The organism is Candidatus Poribacteria bacterium (assembly GCA_009839745.1).
GTDB lineage: Bacteria > Poribacteria > WGA-4E > WGA-4E > WGA-3G > WGA-3G.
Map to the genome: position 1 here is coordinate 1 of VXPE01000078.1, position 22,473 is coordinate 22,473.

Annotated in this window: 17 protein-coding genes; 4 read left to right on the forward strand and 13 right to left on the reverse strand. The window is 48.1% G+C overall.

Going from position 1 to position 22,473, the window contains the following annotated elements; translation table 11 throughout:
- Positions 1-101 precede the first annotated feature (101 nt).
- From F4X88_12795 to tnpA, 3 genes are all read right to left on the reverse strand, one after another.
- Entirely contained in the window at positions 102-299 is a 198-nt protein-coding gene (locus F4X88_12795) for a hypothetical protein (GenBank protein ID MYA57169.1), read from the reverse strand.
- Positions 300-309: 10 nt separating this feature from the next.
- Entirely contained in the window at positions 310-1,236 is a 927-nt protein-coding gene (locus tag F4X88_12800; GenBank protein ID MYA57170.1) for a hypothetical protein, read from the reverse strand.
- A 444-nt stretch (positions 1,237-1,680) separates the two neighbouring features.
- The gene (gene tnpA, locus F4X88_12805; protein ID MYA57171.1) at positions 1,681-2,112 is read right to left on the reverse strand and encodes an IS200/IS605 family transposase; all 432 of its coding nucleotides are present in this window, start codon (positions 2,110-2,112) and stop codon (positions 1,681-1,683) included.
- Positions 2,113-2,419: 307 nt separating this feature from the next.
- On the opposite strand from tnpA, the gene F4X88_12810 reads away from it, so the two are divergent.
- A complete protein-coding gene (locus F4X88_12810) occupies positions 2,420-2,800 on the forward strand; it encodes a hypothetical protein (protein ID MYA57172.1) in 381 nt (126 codons plus the stop codon).
- Positions 2,801-2,986: 186 nt separating this feature from the next.
- Complete coding sequence (locus tag F4X88_12815) at positions 2,987-4,036, forward strand: phytanoyl-CoA dioxygenase family protein (protein MYA57173.1); 1,050 nt, start codon at positions 2,987-2,989, stop codon at positions 4,034-4,036.
- Here F4X88_12815 and F4X88_12820 read toward each other — a convergent pair whose 3' ends face one another.
- The 3 genes from F4X88_12820 to F4X88_12830 form a co-directional block, all read right to left on the reverse strand.
- The gene (locus F4X88_12820) at positions 4,037-4,963 is read right to left on the reverse strand and encodes a GNAT family N-acetyltransferase (GenBank protein ID MYA57174.1); all 927 of its coding nucleotides are present in this window, start codon (positions 4,961-4,963) and stop codon (positions 4,037-4,039) included. It abuts the gene before it with no gap.
- 9 nt (positions 4,964-4,972) lie between these two features.
- The gene (locus tag F4X88_12825; GenBank protein MYA57175.1) at positions 4,973-7,597 is read right to left on the reverse strand and encodes a zinc-dependent metalloprotease; all 2,625 of its coding nucleotides are present in this window, start codon (positions 7,595-7,597) and stop codon (positions 4,973-4,975) included.
- Positions 7,598-7,801: 204 nt separating this feature from the next.
- Positions 7,802-8,557 carry a phytanoyl-CoA dioxygenase family protein gene (locus tag F4X88_12830; protein ID MYA57176.1) on the reverse strand — a complete coding sequence of 252 codons (756 nt, stop codon included), beginning with the start codon at positions 8,555-8,557 and terminating at the stop codon, positions 7,802-7,804.
- Positions 8,558-8,784: 227 nt separating this feature from the next.
- Here F4X88_12830 and F4X88_12835 point away from each other — a divergent pair, with 227 nt between their 5' ends.
- A complete protein-coding gene (locus F4X88_12835; GenBank protein MYA57177.1) occupies positions 8,785-9,801 on the forward strand; it encodes a zinc-binding dehydrogenase in 1,017 nt (338 codons plus the stop codon).
- A gap of 58 nt (positions 9,802-9,859) precedes the next feature.
- Here F4X88_12835 and F4X88_12840 read toward each other — a convergent pair whose 3' ends face one another.
- The 3 genes from F4X88_12840 to F4X88_12850 form a co-directional block, all read right to left on the reverse strand.
- Positions 9,860-11,209 (reverse strand): NAD(P)-dependent oxidoreductase, encoded by a 1,350-nt coding sequence (locus F4X88_12840; GenBank protein ID MYA57178.1) that lies wholly within the window; start codon positions 11,207-11,209, stop codon positions 9,860-9,862.
- Complete coding sequence (locus F4X88_12845) at positions 11,209-11,802, reverse strand: GNAT family N-acetyltransferase (GenBank protein MYA57179.1); 594 nt, start codon at positions 11,800-11,802, stop codon at positions 11,209-11,211. Before F4X88_12845 ends, F4X88_12840 begins: the two co-directional genes overlap by 1 nt.
- Positions 11,803-12,036: 234 nt before the next feature.
- Positions 12,037-14,187: a carbohydrate binding family 9 domain-containing protein gene (locus F4X88_12850; GenBank protein ID MYA57180.1), complete on the reverse strand. Its 2,151-nt coding sequence runs from the start codon at positions 14,185-14,187 to the stop codon at positions 12,037-12,039.
- 668 nt (positions 14,188-14,855) lie between these two features.
- On the opposite strand from F4X88_12850, the gene F4X88_12855 reads away from it, so the two are divergent.
- Complete coding sequence (locus tag F4X88_12855) at positions 14,856-16,409, forward strand: tetratricopeptide repeat protein (protein ID MYA57181.1); 1,554 nt, start codon at positions 14,856-14,858, stop codon at positions 16,407-16,409.
- A 29-nt stretch (positions 16,410-16,438) separates the two neighbouring features.
- Here the strand turns inward: F4X88_12855 and F4X88_12860 are convergent, their stop codons facing one another.
- The 4 genes from F4X88_12860 to F4X88_12875 form a co-directional block, all read right to left on the reverse strand.
- The gene (locus F4X88_12860; GenBank protein MYA57182.1) at positions 16,439-17,983 is read right to left on the reverse strand and encodes a hypothetical protein; all 1,545 of its coding nucleotides are present in this window, start codon (positions 17,981-17,983) and stop codon (positions 16,439-16,441) included.
- 194 nt (positions 17,984-18,177) lie between these two features.
- Positions 18,178-19,974, reverse strand: coding sequence for an ABC transporter ATP-binding protein (locus F4X88_12865; GenBank protein MYA57183.1), 1,797 nt, complete (start codon positions 19,972-19,974; stop codon positions 18,178-18,180).
- 155 nt (positions 19,975-20,129) lie between these two features.
- Positions 20,130-21,779 (reverse strand): ABC transporter ATP-binding protein, encoded by a 1,650-nt coding sequence (locus F4X88_12870; protein ID MYA57184.1) that lies wholly within the window; start codon positions 21,777-21,779, stop codon positions 20,130-20,132.
- Positions 21,780-21,978: 199 nt separating this feature from the next.
- The coding region (locus F4X88_12875) for a LamG domain-containing protein (GenBank protein ID MYA57185.1) at positions 21,979-22,473 on the reverse strand (495 nt) is incomplete at its 5' end.

The window sequence follows — 22,473 nt, forward strand, 5'->3', positions numbered from 1 at the left end:
CTGCGTTCTAAGGGGCACTGTTCTTTATAGGTTTGGCACTTTTTTTTCGCGTGATAAGGTAGCAGACATCTCAGAATATGTCAACTTATTTTTGGGCTTCACTATAATACAATTACACCTAAAATCCCGTGCATATCGTAAATCACATTAAAAAGACCTATCACAACTATTATTACAAGAAGAATCAAAGGAGAAAAGAATACTAAAAGTGCTGGCAAACAACCTTTTTCTAAAAGAACCCAAAAGAAAAATCCAGTTAGTGCAACTGTTAACAAAATCATCATCATCGCATCTAACATAGAATCAAACCTATTTTCGTTTCAAAGTTCCCCAAGTGGTTATCTTTCTTCTTTTGAGTGACGGTGCCGCTGCCACAATGGCTTCCATCGCCTTTTGTTTCACTATCAGAACATCTATCTCGTCGGTTTTACCATCGCCATTTACATCCGTTTCATACGAATTTTTATGTTTGATAGCACTTCTAACAATCAAAACATCTGATAAATCCACATATCCATCGTTGTTTACATCTGCATCCAACACTTCTATATCGGAATCTTTAAGAGGTTCAAAAAATATAGACCTGTCAATAATTTTTGCTTCACTGAATGTAAACACAAGGTCTTGAATATTTGTTATCAAATCGTTTGGCCCCATTACTTTACGTTTACCATTCTCAAAATTGACTTTTGGGTGACCTAATGCAGGAATATGACCGATTTCATGAGCAAGAGCATGACCAAGAAAAGAGGTATCTTCAGCAGGTAGCGAAATCAAGTAATATCCAAAATCAGAAAACCCTGGTTTGCCATCCCGACCCCATGTTAAATACTGATACCTGCCAACTGCTTTACCACCGAGCCTTTCTGTGCCTTCTATAAAAACAATATCTGCAACATTCTCATTTTTATGATCGCTGATAAGAACCCATAAAGGTGCAAATTCAAACCATATAAGATGGTGATCAGATAAATATTCTTGCAGAGTATGACGGCCTCTATATATTTTTATTTCCTTTTTGTACGCAAAGGTTTTTCTTCCAAAACCATGTCTTTCCATCTCGTTAGCATAGAAAGACTGAACATCACTTAATATCTTTTCAAACTCTTTTAATTTACTTGAATTCGCACGTTCATCAGATGGAATCAAATAAGTAACCTGAAATTCAGGTTGTGCAGAAACAACATACGAAACACTTAACAAGAGATACATCAAAAATACAATTTTTGCTTTCATGATGAAAACTCCTCGCGTTAAACGCGCGTTAATGACGCGAAAATTAAATTCATTTGACAATTCATTAAAATTATCGTATCATTAAAGATTAATAGATGTAGGAGGCAAAAGCCCCCTACCAATATGACAAGCAGCAAAAATCCACAAAAAGAGTAATGCTGTTAGTCGCTTCAAAATAGGGAGGTTTGGATGGCAGTCCATGCCTCCCCTTTCTCAAGTGTAATTATACCCTATTTAGAAAACAAAGTCCAATCTTTTTTACTTGACAGATTTTTTATTCTCTGTTAGAATACTTTTTACTGCAAGTCTGAACCATCTCTCAAGTTCATAGCAGCTGTTGATGTATCACAGCTCTTGAGGGAATCAGGCAGGATCCTGCAGGATCCTGATGAAACCCGCATCCCCCGAAAAGAGATGCGGGTTTCATCGTTAAAGATTTAACAACTAGCTATCCACACGATACTCTTTGTATTTTTGACCTTCCACATATTCCTTCAGAGTCTCCAGTGTTACACCACCAGTTGAAGCTATGAACTTGGAACTCGTCCACAAAGAACGAATTCGCTTTAATCCAAAGAATTCGCGTCTCAAAATCAAGGATGAGTAACCTTTGATTTTGCCAACAACATCGGTTACAGAATATTGTGGATGAATGGATACCAACAGATGCACATGTTCCGGCATTATCTCCAGTGCCGTCACTTCATAGTTGTAATCCTCCTGCTTTTCCATGATTATCTCTTTCAGACGTTCCTGAATCACAGAAGTCAGGATTTGTCGCCTATATTTTGTCACCCAAATTATATGATAATCGCACGCAAAAATTGCATGACGAGACGACTTGTACCGCTGATTAGGACGCACAGACTCATACATTTAAACTACCTCCTTTCATACAAAAAACGCAAATCTTAGCATAGATTTGCGTTTTAACTTGACAAGCCATATTTTATGTATTATTATATAGTGCAAAGGGCAAATGCCCTCCGAAGAGGGCATTTCGCTCTTACAATGTAAACAGCAATCCAACGACCAAATTGAGTTTGCTGTTATAGTTGATTAGATTAAACGCGCATTAATAGATGAAAACTCACGCGATTAATTTAATCTTAATTTTAACATATTCACGCGAAAAAGTCAATATTAACTTTAACGCGTAAGAATTAAAATTAAGGAACCAAAAATGAACGTAGGAATGATACGCCCAGATGAGGCCGCTCCATTGTATTATGATATGAATATGGAGTTGCTATTTTGTTGTGAAACTGATATGGGGATTAAGTTTGGTGTCACAACGTTGAGAGATTTGAGTAGACAATTGGTAAAATACCAAAATGTCCCCACTGGTTGGGAATCCAGTCTTGGTATACAGATTTATAGCTACAGAGATTATTCCTTGAAAGGTAAGAAGTATATCAAGGGAAAATTTCATTCCACCAAGGATATTATCCCTGATTCGGTTGAATTGCGAAATTATATCGCACAGAATTTTATTGATGCGACATTAGCAGTTCAAATGAGTAGAGAATTTAGATGTGAATTTGACAGAAATAGATCTCGTTAAATTTCACAATTAAGATTGGGCTTAGGTGAGGTTTTTCACATCCTAAGCCCAGTTTCATGCACTATGCCCTTAGCATTTTTCACATCTCCAGCCTAAAGGCTGGAGTTTTCAAAAAATGAAAAGACTTTTGATAATGTAAATACCTAAAACGGAAACGAACACGGATAGATACAAGGAGGAGCCCCGATGACAACCTTAAAAGAACTTCGCGTATCCAACGATGCGATGAATGATCCGGAAGAATTGCGTCACCGGATCTCGGAAGAAGGGTATGTCTTCTTCAAGAAACTACAAAATCCCGACAAACTCTGGACGTTGCGGCGAGAGATGCTAACGACGATGCAGGAAGGCGGTTGGCTCGTCGCAGGAACTGACCCCATGGATGGCATCGCCGATATATCCACTCAGTGTACCGAGGGAGACCCCGAATACACGGATGTATACCATGAAGTGTATAAGTTAGAGGCGTTCCACCGTTCTGGGCATTGGCACGAAGTCGTGGATATGGTGGAGAAGATTGTCGGTAGAGAAGTGCTACCGCACCCGCAGAAGATTGCGCGTCTCTGGTTCCCCAAGTACACGGCGCACACCACACCGATACACCAAGACTTCGTCCACTTCCAGGGAAATTTTCAGACCTATACCTGTTGGGCACCCATTGGGGATTGCCCGATAGAATTGGGAGGCTTAGCAGTCCTACCGGGTTCGCATAAAGTCAATAAGGTCATGGAACACCACTTTTCGCTCGGTGCTGGCAGTTTGTGCGTCAATGAGGACGAGTTGTCGGGTGAATGGCATTCCACGAACTATGAGGCCGGTGATACGCTCATCTTCCCTGCTTTGACCATTCACAAGGCACTCCCGAATTTGACCGAGGATCGGCTCCGCGTGTCGCTTGACAATCGTTATCAGGCTGCCGATGACCCGATCGCTGAGCACATGCTCGAACCGCACCTGAACCTCTTCAATTCCCTTACGTGGGAACATGTCTATCGCAACTGGGAGTCCGATGAACTGAAGTATTATTGGAAAGATCATGATCTGACGGTTCTCCCAAGAGACTTCAGTTACGGGAACAAGGGGTTTGAGGAAGCGTTGGAATTGGCAAGCAACGGAGATGAACGCGCCATCCTACACTTAAACCGAGCGGTCAAGCGTGATGCGACAACTGAATTGGCACAACGAGCAACAGCAGTTTTAGAGGAAATCAATGCCACTGATTATCTGAATCGCTGACTACCACTTGTGTGTCGGGGCTTCGGAGAGATTTTTGACGAATCCGTAGGTCCAATCTACGGTCCGATACCCGCAGTTGCTGTAAAAGAGGAACGCGCGGTGGTTATCCCAGGCAGTGCTAATCGCGGCGTGCCGGTATCCGACTTTGTGCATCTCTTGAAGTGCGTATTGGAGCAGATAGCGTCCTAAACCTTGTCCCTGAAAATCGTCCTCAATACCGAGCCAAACGGTATGAAGCCAAACTTGCGCATCAACGTGGCTTGAGAACTCGCCCCCGCAGAGGGATTCACAGATGCCAACCTGTTCACCGTTTTGATGCGCGAGCACCGTGCAGTTCGGGAGTTGTCCACGTCCGTCCTTCCATTCAACAGAAAGCGTTACCGGTAGACTCGAAGGGACGGGTGTAACGGAATAGTCTTCCCAATCCAAAAAAACCTCGCCACTGGAACGGTGGTATCCGTTAAATCCGAGGAGTCCTTGAACTTGATCCAGTGCATCTGATAGATAGGCGTGGTCAAAATGATAGAAACGGTACCGACAATCTTGCGGAAAGGCGAAGATTTGGGAAATGTTAAACCCTTTCAGATGTGCCTCCGCTTTTTCAAGCATGGCTTGCCCAATGCGCCGTGCCCCGCGTTCATAGGCGAAGAACCGAATAACACCTATATCTTCTTCTCTATTATCTCCGATTTGACCGATACCGACGTGAATAAACGCCTGCACTGTACTGTTGGTCATTGCAACAAAGGCAGTTTCAGAGTCAAGTCCACCTTCCTTTTTGTCGGCTTTACCAGTGGTAACCCCGCGTATCGCAGTAGCCAATTCTTCCTCTGTTACTGGATAGCACTTCGGCACGTTGATGGTCATACGGTTGTAAAATTGGGTTAAAGGTGCTTGCATGTCGGGTGTATATTGAAGAATCTCCATCCATTCCTCCTAACGTTTCTCAACTCGGAAACTGGCATCCAATGCCTTCTCAACTCGGACTTGCGATTCTTCAAGATGCGCAAAACTGTAATCGTCGAGAGTGTCTCTGGCATTTTGCAGTACGCGCTGTATTTTACTCCTGATCTGTCCGAGGTGGAGGCGTGCGAGCGACCTCGCATCTTCAGGTGTGCCGCTGTCGGCTTCCAATACCAGTTTGATGAGTTGCTTCAAGTGCTCACGCTGCAAACCCCGACGGAAACTGGAGATGAACGCATCCGAATTCGACCACTGCTTCGCCCCCGCATCCCTGCCGAGTTCGACCCAGACGGCATCCGTAATGCCTGAAAAGAGTTCCGGCAGTGTGAACGCGTCCTCACCCTTAGGGAACTTAAGTTCAGCGTCCTGAACGCGAGAAAGCACCGAGGGATAAAGCATTCGTTCCAAGATGAGGGTTTGATTTCGGAGAATAACATCATGCACCGGATAATCGAAACGTGTAGAGTTCCAACTATCACCTCCCCAATCACTCCAACGGGTAATCGCCAAGCTATTTAGGAGTTCCGGCGAGAAACTGAAGGCTTTATCTGAAAGGGCATATTCCTTGATGAATTGGAGTGCCTCACGTTGTTTCACTGCTGGCACAGGCACGAAGGGTAAACGTCCATTTTCATCACCACGATGATCGCGATGGTGATACTGTCCACCGATGTATCGGCTTGCGAGATACATGGTGAAACCGTGTTCATACAGCAGGCTTCCGAATGCTCGCCTGACACGTTGATAGCCCATCCCCTCTTTTGTAACTTTATCTGCTATTTTGTCCCAGAGTCCCACAACAATTTCACGCCGTTGCTTGGCAAACGCAAGCGGGTCATCACCGAGGTCCCACCGATTTACCAGTGGATCGAGGTCCCTGAAGCGGTACCCATACGCGTCTTCATCTGTGCCATAAGTGAGCTCTGATGATGCAACACGGGAAGCGATCTCCCCCAACGCTTTCAATTCACTTTCGGGTTTGCTGGCATCAATGGGTTTATAGGCGTATTCGACCACCCAGTAATCCCAAGGTCCGATTGTCTTTGTATAGTAATCTCCCTGTTCCTGACCTTCAGGTGCGATATTCACAGCATCGTATTCCATAACGGAGCCGATAAGTGCTTCGCCCTTCTTTTTGTTCAGATCGTCAAGGGAGAATATCGTACTCGCTTTAAAGTTGTGACGGAATCCCAACGTATGTCCGACTTCGTGCATCGTTAAAGTCTTGAGTGCTTCCCCAATGAACTCCTCTGGGAGTTCACCGTCTTCGTCAGCCAAACCTCGCGCCTGCAAGACGCTCGCCATAAAGCCCATCTGCCGTGCTAAGCCGGATGCAATCTGACATTGGAAGTGTGAAGAGTGGTCCATCGGATGGTCGCGTTCATGCGCTACTTCATCAAAAAACGTCATATACTCTCGTTGCCAGTACCGGATCCAACTCTCACCGATAAGGATATCGGCATCCAAGATCTGGCCTGTCAACGGGTTCACGCGAGAGGGACCGATCGCAAATCCTGCGCCGACCATCCAACGAATCGTATTGTACCGCGCATCTTCAGGGTCCCAGTCTTCATGGTTTTGTTGAATCCGCGCCTCAATCGCATCGGCAAATCCTATTTTTTCAAACGCCTTGTTCCATTCCAGAATCCCCTGTCGGACATAGGGACGGTAGCGATGTGGCACGGTTTTTTCGATGTAGAAGATGATCGGTTCTTTCGGGGGCGAAAGTTTCGCCTCCTTGTCCGCTTTCTCCAAATGCCAGCGGTTGACATACCGGATAAAAGGGGCATCACTGGTTTTAGAGGAATAGTCTTTGACCGCTGTCATAAAATGTCCGAGGCGATCATCAGCCAATCGGGGACGATAATTGTTCTCTGGAAGTCCAGCGAGACTGTAGTGCAAGGTCAACTGGATACCCCGACTGTCCGGAATGGCACTCATATTCGTTTGGGAACTATAGACAGCATTGACTTTCAACTCAACGTTCTTCGGGAACGCCTTGACTGCTCCCCATGTGCTGCGCGCTTTGTCGAAGCGGGCATCAGAGGCAATACGGCGTGCCAAAGGCGGTAGGTCGGATATGAAAACCGGAGAGATGTTCACCAGCACGCTCTTCCGTTGCGGATGGATGCTTTCAATCTTGAGGGAGAACAGCACTGAATCGTTATGTCCCAAATCAACCGCTTCTGCAATCGGTGTCCCTTTCTCCGCACGGAACCGCACATTTTTTCGCACCAGATGCACTTTATCACCGACACGCCGCCAGACGAGCATCCACTCTTCCAGCGTCATCCCTGAAAGCAGGCGTCCTTGTCCGAGACCGCGCGCAACGCTAATCATACAGAGAAAAGGCTGGTCCAACTGGGCGGGCTGAATTTCACAATAGAGGTTCTCTTTTTTCTGGTGTAGTTTGAAAAAGCCCTCGTAGCTTTTACTATCTTCGGTAACTTTTGAAAAATCTTCAAACTCTTTCTTCTTTTTGGCGGATACTTCCTGGGTCGTTGGTGTTGTGGTTTGTGCCGCTTCCTGCGCAACTATCGGGAAGCAATAACCCATGACTACGGTTAAACAGATCCAAAAAGTCAATTGGTATCGCATTATCTGTTCTCCTTATTTCATTATTGCATAGACAAATACGCGTGCGTGTTACCAGCGTAAGCGGTTTAGTTGTCTTTTTCCGCTTGGAGGCGTTCAAGGACTCCCAACGCCAAGGCTTATCAAATTGCCAAAGCTTTGGTCATTAAGGATAACACACAAGGTGCGAAATGTCAACTTTCATCACTGTCTTTTGTTATCCCGACGTCACTGATAGTGAACCCGCTGAGTGCCATCGAATGAAAACCTGGGCCAGTCGCGTTCCCAGTTTTCGGAGGCGTAAGGAATATAATGGCACGCCAAGGCGTGTCTCCGGGTTCTCGGCTTCAAAATCTCCGCGCCCCCGTGGATTAACTTTCCGTCAAATAGGACTACATCCCCAGCGTTCACCATTACCTGAACTGCGTCGGTTCCATTTTCGTCGAAAACCTGTTTGACGGTTGGAAAATAACGGTTGTGCTGTTGCAACTCGTAGGTCTCCCCCGGTAGCAAGGTCATCGGCACATCGCTTTTCGTAATCAACCGACCCCGATTTGAACCCGGCTGGACTATTAGCGGTCCATTGTTTTCATCGACACGCACCATCGCAATCCATGCAGACATGCAATCGGGTAGATAATACTGGTCTTGATGCAATGGATGCTCGGATCCTTCATAAAAATGCATCGTTTGGATACCTTCGGGTTCGCCGCCAAAACAGTCCGCGAGGGGTTTATGTAAGCGGGGATTGATCAGCAGATCCAATACGACGGGATCGTAAAGATGCTGATTAAAGGTTCGGGCACCGTATTTATCCTGTTGAAAAAACCCTTCAAGCTCCTTGCGTCCTGCGTGAAGGTCTTCCATGTGTTTAACAAAACGCTGACATTCTTCTTGCGAAAAAACACGCTCAAGAACGAGATACCCATTCTCCTGATAAAACGTTTTTTGTGCCGGTGTCAAACCTGTCTTTTCGGATGCCATTTTTCCTCCTTAAGAAGTTGCAGATTTTTTTAGCCGCTCTTCTTTTTTTATTTTATCACAATCGTTGGTGACAATGTAGTTAAATTCTGAAATATGTCTTGACGGATTGCACGCGCCGTGCTATCCTATCCGAATCAACATTTTCACGAGGAGGACAACCTTTTCTCTCCACAATAATTTTTGTCAGGCCCTACCGGGCTGTGGAGAGTTTCGGTTACCATATTTTTATGCAAGTTGCAGCAATGTTTGGTGAAGGTAGGGGAGGCGTGGTAGATAAACCCGATCCTCAGGCAGCAGGAGATATCGTCGTTGTTAAAATTCGTGCCGTTCCAATGTGTACAGAATATAAAGGATTCATATCTGGTGGCACGGGTGAAAACTTTGGACACGAAGCCGCTGGAGAAGTCGTCGAAGTCGCGCAACCCGGTCGTGTCAAGGTAGGCGACCGCGTGGTTGTTCAACCTCAGAATTCTTGCGGTAAGTGCGAAATGTGTGCGATTGGTGAGCATATCCACTGCCTCAAAGGACGGAACATCCAGGAGACACTCGGTACAGAGCCTGCTTCAGCGACTTACGCGCAGTATATGCACAAAATGGAAGATCTACTATCTCCAATTCCAGACGGTGTGAGCTACGAACACGCTGGAATGGCGTGCTGTGGATTGGGACCGACATTCGGTGCCATGGAGCAGATGCAGGTCAATTCATTAGATACAGTCATGGTTACTGGATTGGGTCCCGTCGGACTTGGCGGGATTGTGAATGCCCGGTATCGCGGGGCGCGTGTTATCGGTGTTGAAAGCCACCCGTATCGCGCCGCACTCGCGAAAAAATTAGGCGCAGACGTTGTCTTTAATCCGATGGATGAAGATATCCTCGATCAGATCCAAGACTTTACGAACGGAGTCGGTGTTGACAAAGCATTGGACTGCTCAGGCGCGTCTGCGGCACACCGGTTGATGGTCGATGCCGCCCGCAGGAAAGGACAGGTCACGTTCGTTGGAGAAGGTGGTGATTTTCCGCTTGGTGCGAGCCGAGACATGATTCGGAAAGGTCTGGTGCTACGTGGGAATTGGCACTATAACCTCGGCGTCTATCCAAAATTGATGCAGGTGATTCAGAGCGTGCCTGAACAGATAGATACGTTTATCACACACACGTTCCCAATGCAGGACGTTCAGACGGCGTGGGAATTGCAAGCAACAGGTGAGTGTGGTAAGGTTGTGCTGGATCCGTGGGCATAGCCTCTTTTTAAATGTTCCCTACGGATCAGGATCAAGGATTCATCCTTCAACGCGTCTTTCAGACGGTCGCGTCTTGGAGACGACGGAGTTTGAGGACGAAAGACGCTTCGTTGAGCTCCACCATATCATAAGAGATCGCTTCCCCTTGAGAAACATCGCTTTTGAGTTTGACATCATACGCCAAACCGAGGGGAAGTAGATTCTCAGCGCGTGCAATTTCCGCCTTTTCAATGAGTCCGTTGACGGTATACCCACCACTGCCATCAAGGACTTCCCCGGCTTTCAAATTGCGTTTGGCAACTGTGATAACATCCGCAACAGGTGTCGGCAGCGGCGCGCCTGTCGGTTGCTCATAGAGTGCAGCCTTCGCAATCGAAATAGGTGCTTCGACAGCGACAAGGTGATAGGGACGATAGAGCAGATAGTTCTTCCCGTTCCCACCGGTATAGAGATTGTAGCCAGCAAGATCCTCTTGCGTGAACGGATGGTCGGTCCGAATGACAACGAACACTCCCATCCGAAGTGGGTCATCAAGCATAGTCCTGCCATCGGTCGCAACACTGTTTGCGAGTTCTACGACCCCGTGTCGGTTTAGGATACCCCCCTCCTCTTGAAGGCTGAAGACCTTGGCAATGTCCTCAATATTCACTGAAGGTTCGTGCATACCGCGGACATCCGGGGGGAGTCCTGCCATGTTTGCCAACGAGGTCATTTCAATTTGCGCTTTCGATCCATCTCGAAAGGAATTGAACATCTTGAAGTTAATCGTGCGACGTTCAATATGTTCCTGACTAAATCCGAATCTCTGAGGAACGGTATCTGGTATCCCGACCCGATCATCGTCATAGAACACCGTGCCGCGTCCGGCAGCCACGATTTCAAAACCGAGTGTTTTTGACCATTCAACGATGTTCATCGTCACACCGGGTTGGTCCCCATCGACGAGCGTATAAACAACCCCCGCGGTGTCCGCCAAGCGTCTCAGAAACGGACCGACCGTCACATCGGTTTCAACGTTAACCATCACCAGATGCTTCCGATGCATCAAGGTGTGATACGCCATCCGTGCACCGACTTCAGGGATACCGGTGGCTTCCACGACGACATCAATGAGATCCGACTGAATAATGTGCAGTCCATCTTCAGTAATTGCCGATTTACCGCTGCGGATCACATCGTTCATCGCGTCAACGTTTCCGACCTGTTGCATCGCGTCGAACGGGACATTGCTGGCTTTATACGCGCCTTTCGCGTGCCCTAAGTCGATATCGGCAATTGCGCTTGCCACGATACCCTGCATCTGCGATAGTTGCGCCACCAACCCAGCACCGAATTTTCCCGCTCCGATGATACCGACACGGATCGGATTATTTTCTGATGCCCGCTTAGCAAGTTGTGTGCTGAACATCAAGACTCCTCTAATTTGAAATTCTGTTGAACACGTTTCTCATATTCTGCGCGTGTCATCTCAAAGTCCACTGTTTTTCCGTCATCCACTTCTCGTGAAACGGTGAATCCCAGTGCCTGCCACAACGCTTTTGAACGGGCATTGTCCACGTCGACATCCATTGGACACAACCGATCAATCCCCAATTTCTCAAACGCGTGAGCGACTAAGCATCGCACGACCTCTTTTCCGTAGCCTTTCCCCCACAAAGTTTTGTCCCAAATCCCGATGGGGAGGCGCATGACTTTCTCACCCTCAATTTCCCCGCGCTCCAAGTTCATCCATTGCAAACAGACCTCACCGATGGTGCGTCCGCTTGCCTTTTCAACGATTGCGAACAAAAAACCGTCTTTTGCCATCGCTGTGCCCGCGGCTTTGAGATAGTCTTTCGTTATGGGTTCATCCGGTGGTTCCCCTTCCATCGCTTGTAGGAAATCAGGGTCGTTGTAAAAGGGGACCGCAGTATCAAAATCTGCCTCTTTAAAGGGGCGAAGTCTGAGCCGTTTAGTCTCCAAGTGAATACTGTGGCCCGCAAAGTTACCGGGTTGTAACATACCTAAAACACTCCTTATCCATCATTAGAGAATCTCTGTAATCCATTCACCGTCATGTGCCGGGTTATAGAGGAGTCCCTCTTTTATATCAAGGCAGAGATCGAGATGTTCCAATACCATCGCGTTGAATCCTGAAATTGCGTATTGTATTGACACGGACAATTATAGCAGATTTGAATCAGAAATATCAAGACAAAGGCATCTGATTTCGCGTAGAGATCACACCTACAAACACTATAAACTGAACAGATAGGTAAATTTACTCAAGACTGTCCATTCGTGATCTTGCAAGCCTTGCGATGCCTTCCACGCCTGATCGAACACGAAGTAAAAATCGCTACCGGGCCGGTAGATGTAATTGAGCAGAAAATTCGCACTTGCCCGCTCTGCACTGTCGTTCCATTGCGCGTATAATTTGGTAAAGAAACGCGTATTCAACGCATAACTGATACGAGTGCCGACAACGTTTGTCGTAAACAGATCGCTTTCGGGTAGGTTAATCCAGTTGCGTTGGTATCGCATTTCAATCGCGAGCTGATAGGTCATCCGCCACTGACTATCAATGCTGAGACTCACACGATCGCCGTGAAAGTAATCCCCGTAATCCATCTGTCCGAAGATCGCGAGCGGACGACTGGTCTCGGTGAAAGTGGTTAGTGAAACCTGATCCATTTCATAATCGCCAGCGGGAATCTCAACATCACCGATGCTGAAAGGTTCCTCAACACGGTCAAAAAACCGCCGGAAATCGAGGTTGAGTCCATCGTCGGATTCCGAAATCATATCTCCACCGACTCCCACATCCCAACCGATGAGCCTGTTATCGTGGTCTAACAGATAACTACCAGTGAACATTGCGCCGACATTTCGAACACTGTATCGTCTCACTTGAACTTCGTAATCGGCATTCAACATCAACGAACGGATGTCTCGTCGATGCATGAACCCCATTTTACTGGTAAATTGGGGACCGATGTCGAGATAAGACGCATTGACGTGAAAAGAGTCGTTGCGCCAGTCGTTCGAGAGATACCATGCGACATCGCGTTCATCGGGATCCGGCGACCAACTTCCAACGGTCATTGCCCGCATCCGCCACTGATCATGGGGTCTAAAAAAGAGGTCTACCCCGCCGTTGCGATGATACTCGCCGATGTCGCTCTGTCGATTGGTGAGAATGAAACCAACGTTCGAATCGCTGAGAATATCGCGCTGCATTCTGAGTACAGAGAAATTCGTCAACGGTGATTCTTCTGAGGCGGCGGTCGTCATATTGAGCGCGCCCACACTGTATGCCCCGACTTTTCCAGTCAGTTTACCACCACCGAGCAGCCGAACCTGTCTGTCGTCTTCAATGCCGATTCGGCGACTGTAAAAAACTGACAGGGGTGGGGGGCCGAAATCCCCAATGCCCGCGCCAAAAGCGAAGAGTCCGCTTCCTTCGAGAAAGAACTCTCGCCGTTCAGGAAAAAAAAGACTGAAACGCGTGAGGTTAACCTCCTCTTGATCGGCTTCTACCTGTGCGAAATCGGTATTCACCGTTAAGTCTAACGTCAGGTTCGATGTCACCCCGTATTTCATGTCTAAGCCGAGATCGCGTTCGGTAGTTCGTTGCCACTTTGTGTCGTCGAGATTCCTCGCCAAGCCACCGAGGAGATACGGCTTGACATTAAAATAGGAGGGTGACGCGATGCCCTGTAATTCAATCAGTTTGCCTTGATACGTCGGATGATAGGTGCCGGGCCAACTCTCACTTCGAGGGACCTGTATCCACTGTGTCGTTTCATTCTTCCGCGCGATATTGCGTCCAAAATTCACGCCCCACATCATCGAATCGCTTTTTTTAAACCGTAACTGATTGAACGGGATCGCGATCTCAACCGTCCAGCCTTTATTGTGCCGCCGTCCCGCAGCCTCCCAGATACAGTCCCAACTCCCATTAAGATTTTCGCCACCGTCCGTGACTGCGGTATCTGACTGTGCTCCGAGCGCATTCATCCGAAAAAAGACGCACTGTCTTTTATCACCGTAGGTGTCAAGCATCACATAAACGTTGTCATTCTGCCACAGCTGCCCATCCCGCCGCATTTCGTTCGCAACCACTTTTTCAGGCTCGGAGTCGTAACACTCAAACCCGATATAAAGTTTCTCCGCACTATACAGCATGCGGACCTCTGTGCGTTCGGTACTCGGCTGCCCTTCATCAGGGGATTGTTGGGTAAAGTCATCAATGACCTGTGCCTGCGCCCAATCCTTTTCAGTGAGATGCCCGTCGATTTCGATGGTGTCTTGGGTGAACGACGGTTTAATTTCTTTGCTGGCTTCAACATGTATGCTCGTTGCTGCAATCGCCGCCAATATCACAAGAACGATTCTGTGACGCATTTTTTCTCCTCTTTTAAAGTTTTTTACCTATAAACGTGATATTTTCTTGTCATTTAAAAAAGAAAACACTCTCACCGAAACCTCGCTTTCACGTCGATGCTGTTCTGTGCGTTCTATCTCAATTGCCCCTGGTAGGAGTGCCTTGTCAGTTCCAGGCATTGGTTCGTAAGTTTCACGGACATCACGCGCCATGCGGTCAAGCTCTGCACAGAAAACATTAGATGACACAACGGATTCAAACTGAAGTTTAAGGACATTTAACCTTCTGTTCCCAGGTAAATTCACATTTTTTTTAAGAAAGCAGAACGATTCACAACTAAAAATGAAACAGTAGCAGAAGGACACAACCCCCGAGATGCCGACATTAAATTGAGTATACAGTTGAAAAAGACGAAATGGCTTCAAGGAAGTTTGACAAAACAAACACAAGCAGTTTATGATAGATAGTAATACCATTTCTGACTGAAAATGCTTCAATAAACGAGCTCTTTGTAGCATAGGAGACCGTTAGCCTGTGCAGTCTTTGAGGCGATCTGTCAATGCGATATAATCTCTTAGAAATGGTATAAGATGTGCTGAAATCAAAAGGTGAAACAAACTACACCTCATTTTCGCTATCGTGATGCTTACACACGTGCGCTAACCCTTTACTGAAAAGGGCTCTATTTATGAAAACAAACAGAGAATTTTTATTTGGCTTACTGGCTTTAATAATTTTGTGCTCCTGTGCGCGTGCTCCCCAAGAGATGGCAGAAAAAAACTTAGTGCCTGCGGAACCTTTTAAACAGGAAGATGTGCGGAATTCTATCGTCCGTGTCGGAGGGAGAGATAGCCATGCTACCGGTTTCTTCGTGACACGTAACAAGGTTGCGACGAACGTTCACGTTCTCGCGCACCGCGAATTCGTTCTCATCCGCTCGATTGACGATGCGAAAAACTGGACTGTTGAAGGCGTTACAGCGTTCGATGTCAAAAATGACATTGCCATCCTAAAAGTTGCAGAGGAAGGGACACCGCTTCCACTTGGAAACAGCGACACCATTCAGAGGGGTGAGACTGTATCCGCTGTAGGATACCCCAGAGGAAAATGGATGGTCTCGGAGGGGACTTTACATAGCATCCGGGATAGCGATAAATGGCTTCAGATGAACGTTAAAATCTCCCCTGGCAACAGTGGTTCTCCCGTAATAGACAGTAAAGGACAGGTCATAGGAATCGTCTCCGGTGCAGTAGATCCCTACAGTTACGCTATCCCTTCAAACGTCCTGAAGTCACTACTCGTCCAGTCGGGTCCCGCTGAACCGTTGGCAGTCTGGCGAAAACAAGGATCTGTCCTTGTCTATGTACACTCCTCTCAGGGAACAAGGAACTACATTGAAGGTCACTATGACAAAGCGATCGCCGACTTTGATAGAGTCATCGAAGTAAGCCCTGAGAATGCTTATGCTTATTACAATCGAGGACTTGCCAAATTCAGGCTCGGCGATCTTGAATCTGAAAAAGGAGATGCCGAGAAAGCCAGAGGGTTATATGAGGCAGGAATTGAAGACAGCACGCAAGCCATCAAGCGAGATCCAGAAGACGCTAATGCCTACCACAACCGTGCGGGCGGAAGGTTTCGCCTTGCGCAATCAGAGACAGATACAGCAAAGAAACAGAAATACTACCAAGGTGCGATTCACGATTGGACACAGGTCATCAAACTGAATTCAGAGCATGCCGATCCGTATAACAATCTCGGTGCTGCAAAGGCATCTCTTGGTGAATCTAAGGCAGATCAAGGGAATATATCGGAGGCACAAGCATTATATGTGTCGGCGATTCAAGACTGCACACATGCGATAGAGCTGAATCCAGAGAATCCGGATCCATACATCAATCGAGGATATGCCCAGTTCCGCCTCGGTAAAACGCAAGCGGATCAGGGAGATATAACGGATGCGGAGGCATTATACATAGCGGCAGTTCAAGACTGCACACAAGCCATACAACTGAACCCAGAAAATGCCGCCGCCTACGGCAATCGGGGTGTTGCAAGAGTCGCTCTTGGCAACGCTGAAGACGCGATAGGGGACTTTGATGCCGCACTCCGACTTGATCCAGAGAATGCAGAATACTTCCATGAGCGCGGGCTTGCCAAAGAGGCACTTGGGCAACACAAATCAGCGAAGGCAGATTTTGAAAAGGCTAAGGAATTAGACCCAAATGTCGGGCAGCGATAACAGACGACATCTCAGCACAAATGGAGAGGCTATGCGTTTACCGCAACCCGGAACGCATACAGACTTGCCTGGTTTAGCGCGAAACGGAGTCGTAAGGGTTGCTCTGCATTCGCCAACGTCCCTGATTTCCATTGCACCGAATGCCGTATGTCATCCCCTGTCAATGGAATACAGTCGTCAATCGAAAAACCGGGTTGCACCTGTCCATCGGCTGTCAGCACTTCAACAGCAATTTGTCCGCCACTTGCATCGGCGTTGATTTCAAGTCCGCCGTCGGGAATCTGCAACGGGACGGTTTCAATGACCCCACCCTCCGCATCCGCATCAAGCGAGACGAAACCATCCAATCGCCACTTCGCAAGCCCAATCTCCTTGTGCCTGTCTTTCATCTGGGCACCGTGGGTGTGGACGGTTCCCGTATAATACCAATGAATTTCATCCTCGGTGATGATCGGCTCTATCGCGGTTCCCATAATCATACCCATGTCGAACGTGCCGCTTTCGCCGCGTGGAATGATCGGTGTCCGAATCGAATCCGGATACACCCAATTAAACCCGTCTCGACTACTCACGAGTTGCGCGTCAATCGGTCCGTCAATAGGAATTTCGTGCTCCGCTGCACCCGGTCCCGTCACATACAGCACCCCAACAAGCCCGATGTAGATGTTGTGATAGAGGAAACCCGACATGTTGTGGATTTCAGCACGATCGGCACCATATCGCTGGACACCGATTTCATCGTCCTCAGCAGTTGCCCCGAACATCGGTTCGAGGGGTTCCCAGGGTCCCTCTAAGCATGGACTTTCGGTATACGCGATCATACGGCGTGCGTCTTTGTCGTCTCCGCGTATCAGGGCGTAAGCCCGGAACATCTCTTTTTTCTTATCGTAGATTACATTGAACGCACCTTCGTTGTCCCGATCTGCAACCGGTTCCAAGTAATCCGAATCGTCCCATCGGATCCCATCAGGAGACGTGAGGAGAAAGATATTGCGATACCGTCTGCAAAAACCGATCATCTTATACCGTTTCTGGGGATCCGGTTCGTCATCATCTCGGAAAACACACGCCCCGTGTAGATCCCACACGATATTATTGTTCGGATTTCCGTTGAATTCAAAGAGACCGAGGTTGGGTTTCGTCCAGGTCAACCCATCGTCGCTTTCGGCGTAGCAGGTAAGATCCCCACGATCATTTTCGACGAACTTCCGTCCGTAGGCATCGTGGGTCTGTCCCCTGTATGTTGAGGGGTTTCGGTCTGGACGTGGGACGTAAAGCCCTGGGATCTCGTTCGCTTCAAACCGCCAATGCGGTCCCATGCGACACATATACCACATCCGATATTTCCCGAACGCCGCATCATACATCGTGGTGCCGTAGAGGTGAACGCGTCTGGATTGATCGGGACCTCCGTGTTCCCACGGATTCTCGGGATCAGGTTTAAGAACAGAAACGTCATGCTTCACGCATTGATGGAGTGTGCGCGTTACGTTATGTTTAGAAGCGATCAGCGCATCGTCAATGAACAGTTCTGGGTTTCCGGTCTCAAGCGTGTGAACGGTGTTTGAATTCACGTCATTTTCCTCTTTTCTAACCATCGAGTTTTTGTTCTGGGCATCATCATACTACGCGCAGGTTCTCGGTATAGCACAAAATTCGTAGCCTGTAACATTGTCCCGTAAGTCCACACGCGGCTTGCGCCAGGAAGGCGGCTCCAGAGAATAGCCTGTCAAAGTTGCAAACCACGTCGTTTCTCCGCAAGTTAAAATTAAAAACCTGCCCATAACTTCTGCATCTCCTCGGAGGAGGTGAGCAGTTCATCCAACGTTCCGACCGCCTCAACGCGCCCGTCTTTTAGCACAACAATCTGATCTGCGCGTCGGAGCGCGGGCCGCCGGTGAGAAACGACGAGGCAGGTCGCTGGCTTAAAAGTTCCACGATCACGCCCATCGTGATGACGTGCTTTCGCAGTCGTCTCAAAAAGGCGTTCCCACAGCGTCTGTTCCGTTTCAACATCCAGCCCGGACGAAAGATCGTCAAAAACGAGCAGATCCGAGTCGCGTATGAACATCCGTGCCGCCGCAGTGCGTTGCATCTGTCCACCTGATAATTTTACGCCGCGGGGCCCAACGATAGTATCGAGTCCCTCTTCAAGCGTTGGCAAATCTGTATCCATGACACCGAGCCGAATTGAACGATTGAGGGCATCCCAATCCCACGGCAATCCCATGAGAATGTTGTCGCTCAGTTTTTCACTGAAAAGTTTCGGGGTCTGGGGTGTATACGCGCAACGCGGTGGAACGAAAAACGCCTTCGGATCCTCAACGATTTCGCCATTCCAGCGAATCTCGCCTGCCTGCTTCGGCAGGACCCCCAAGAGTGTCTGGATGAGCGTTGTTTTGCCCGAACCGATCTGTCCCGTAACGACCGTGAACGAGCCAGCAGGAATTTTCAAATCGACCTCAGTAATTCCAGTAGCTTCACCGTCATAGCGGTAGGTAAGTCCAGAGACGGTAAGTTCATCAAGTCGACCTGTCTCGGTCTTTTGAGGGACTGGAAGTGGGGGTTGATTCTCTCGCAGATACACGGGTGTGTGTTCTACTAAATCTTCCCTCGGCATCTCATCAACAGTCTGTTCCATACGGGAGAATGAAACCTCCGCCCGTTTGTGCTGTGCCATTATACTGCCAACGAGCGATCCGCTTCTGGCAACCTCACCAATGTAGGTAACAAAGAGAGCCAAATCTCCGACTGAAAATTCCCCTGTCATCATCTGTTCCGCAATCAGAATCAAAACCACGCCGGTGGCAAGGTTGTTAATATTGAAACTAATGGAGCGTAGGAACTGATTGAACAAATTATCCACCAGCGTCGCCTTGCGGCGCGCATCGTTTAGCGCTCGAAAGTGTGCGATTACATTTGACTCTGTCCGCGCGACCTTTACTGCCAAGATGGATTGGAACACTTCGTTAATGAAATTTGTTGATTGTTCCGTAGCGACGCGCTGCGCAGTTCGATATCGTTGAATGAAGCGTCTTGACACGTTGACGATTGTAATAATTAGGATCGCTGGGATCACCGTGATGAATGTCACGGCAACGTCAATTCGAGCCATCACGATAATTGCCGAGATCGCGAAGATGAGATTCCCCCATAAATGGATATACTGTTCCAAATAATGCTGGATCGCTTGAACATCATCCCGAAGCCGATTTGTCGTTTCACCAGAGGCTGTTGAGACGCTATGCGGCGCGGACATGTTCATGATAGCAGTCATCAGATTTTTTCGCAGGAGCGTTGAGATAGCGTAACGCCAACGCGCCCATACAAATGCTGACGATATGAGGACACCGCGATCGGCAAGATGCGCAACAACGAAAAGCACGACACAGGTCCACGCGTTGAGGCCCGCCTCTGATTCTCCAGAGAGCGCATCAAAAAACGCTTTCCGAATAAGCCCGTCGGCAAGCGGCATTAGGTCGTCCAACCCACGAAAAAGGATGGTGCCGAGAAAGAGGAAGGGACGGTAGCGAATGAGGCGAATTGATGCTTGCCCTGTTGTCATTTTTTAATTTTACCTTGCGGATTTTTAATTTTACCTTGCGGAGTTACAATGGTCGTTTCGACTATCACGGACGTTCCTTAAATCCGCCTGCGCCGCTGTTGCAGGCTACGTTCTTGGTGTAGAAGGGGGAAACACCCCAGCAAAACACTCCGATTTTAATTAAAAGTCTCCAATCCTGTCCTTAGCAGTCGTGAGAAGAGTGAATTCGGGTTCTGAACGAGTTGTTTTCGTTCGTCGTGTTCCTGAATCTCTCCATCGGCGAGAATCATAATTTCGTCCACCTGCTGGACCGTTCCGAGTCGATGCGCGATGATGATACTGGTGCGCCCTTTCAACAGCCGTTGCACCGCACTGTCAATGCGCTGCTCGGTTGCCGGGTCAAGCCGCGAAGACGGCTCATCGAGGATAACAACTTTCGGATCCTTGAGGAAAACCCTCGCAAATGCCAACAACTGTGATTCACCTGCAGAAAGCCCTGTGCCTTCAAGCAGTGTATCAAGCCCGTCTGGCAGAGATTGATACCACTCTGACAACCCCAATTCTTCAATGACCGACAGGATGCGGTCGTCAGGAATTTCAGGGTCAAAGAGCGTTAAGTTCTCACGGACAGTTGCATTGAAGAGTTGCACATCTTGTGTAACCATACCGATCTGGTTCCGCAGATCGTCCAACAGAATCTTCTCAATCGGTTTACCTCCGACGCGAATGTGTCCACCATTAATTTCATAGAACCGAAACAGAAGTCGGGTGATTGTTGTCTTGCCGCTCCCTGTGCGTCCCAACAATCCGAGCGATTTCCCCGAGGTCAGTTGAAACGAAACATCTTTCAGGACGGGCTCATCTTCGGTGTAACCGAATGTGACCTGGTCGAATTCAATGTCGAGCGCGCCTGATGCCGGAAGTGCCTCTGTGCCATCCGCAATCGTAGGAGCCGTGCGATAGAGTGCCTCAATCCGTCTGAATCCAGCGGTTGCTCGTTGAAGCTCGTTCATCTGACGCCCAATCATAATCAATGGACCTCGAAGCATCATCGTATAATGGACGACAAGATAGGCGGTCCCTATGGTAAATGCCTCTATCCGATACAGGTAGATACCCATTCCCATTGTCAGCGCGATGCCTAATGCGAAAAGGACACCGCTTATGGTTTGTAGCACTTCTCCCATCACATGCGCTTTTACCGCTCGATCATACACATCGCGATTCACATCGTAAAACCGGTCCATAGTATAGTCAATACCACCGTTTGTGCGGAGATCTTCAATACCTGTCAACCGTTCTTCGAGAAAGCCGAACAGTCTGGAGTACCCCTCTCGTTCAGCAGCATAAATGGGAACAGCAATGTTTCGGGTCAGGTTGTAAACGATGATAGCAATGGCGACAAAACCTGTGAGTGCGATTCCGATGCGCCAATCCTCACGGGCAACCAGAATCAGAACGCCAGCCAGAAATAACAGACTTCCGATCACTTGAAGTATAAACTCAGAAAAAAAGTTTGAGAGTGCTGCGGTATCTCCGTCGACGCGCTCGACCATCACGCCAGGGGTTCGCTCATGGTGGAAGGACATGTCGAGGTGTAGGCAGTGGTGTGCGAGGTCGCCACGCATCTGGTTTGTTGCCCGCCAGCCAACGTCTTGTCCTAAATACGTGTTGATTAACATCACCACTTGTCCGAGGAGCCCAATTGCGAAGAAAACACAACCCGCGATGATCAGGCTTCGTGTTTCACCACCCGCTTCTGCTGTATCAATGAAATAGCGGAGAATTTGTGGATTCAGTAGACCGAGACCTATCCCAGTGAACATAAAAAACGCGAGTAACGTCACGCGTATCCACTGCGGTTTGAGGTATTGTGAAAGGAGTGCGGCATATTGCCGGAAAGGTACTTTTTCCAATTTTTAAACTATGTGCTTCTGCGCTGCTGTGTCCGTTGTCCTTGCAGTAATTTTCTTAACCTTTAACGTGAATTCAACTTCAGCAAACGACCGTCAAGTTGACCCTGCTTTAATCTCTCTTGAGTGCTGCCCAGGTAATCGCGAGTTTTCCTTTACTCTCGACAGGCAGCCCGACGGTTGCAAGCCTTTTGAGGTCGTCGGCATTCAACGTCCAATCATAGATCATCACTTCGTCGATTAATCCTTTGAAGTATCTGGCACCGCAGCATTCATCCCATCCGAACTTTAAGTTGACGACTGTCTGTTCGATATGGGGAATGTCGTTTACCTCAGCATCGAGTTTATCGCTGTCTCTGTGATAAATGTAACTCGTTGCTTTATCAGGTTCAATTGCTATTGCGACCAACGCCCATTTATTTTCCGGGATTTCCGGTGCGCCTTGCCAGTTCCACGTCAGTGCGGAGTTGTTGTTCCATACATAGGTTAGGGTATTGTTCGCGGCGACACCCATCCACCACGAGGCTGGATCACTTCGACCGACGACAATTCCCGACCAATCTATCGTTTTCCAGCCGTTGATTCGGGCGATCACCGTGATTGCGGT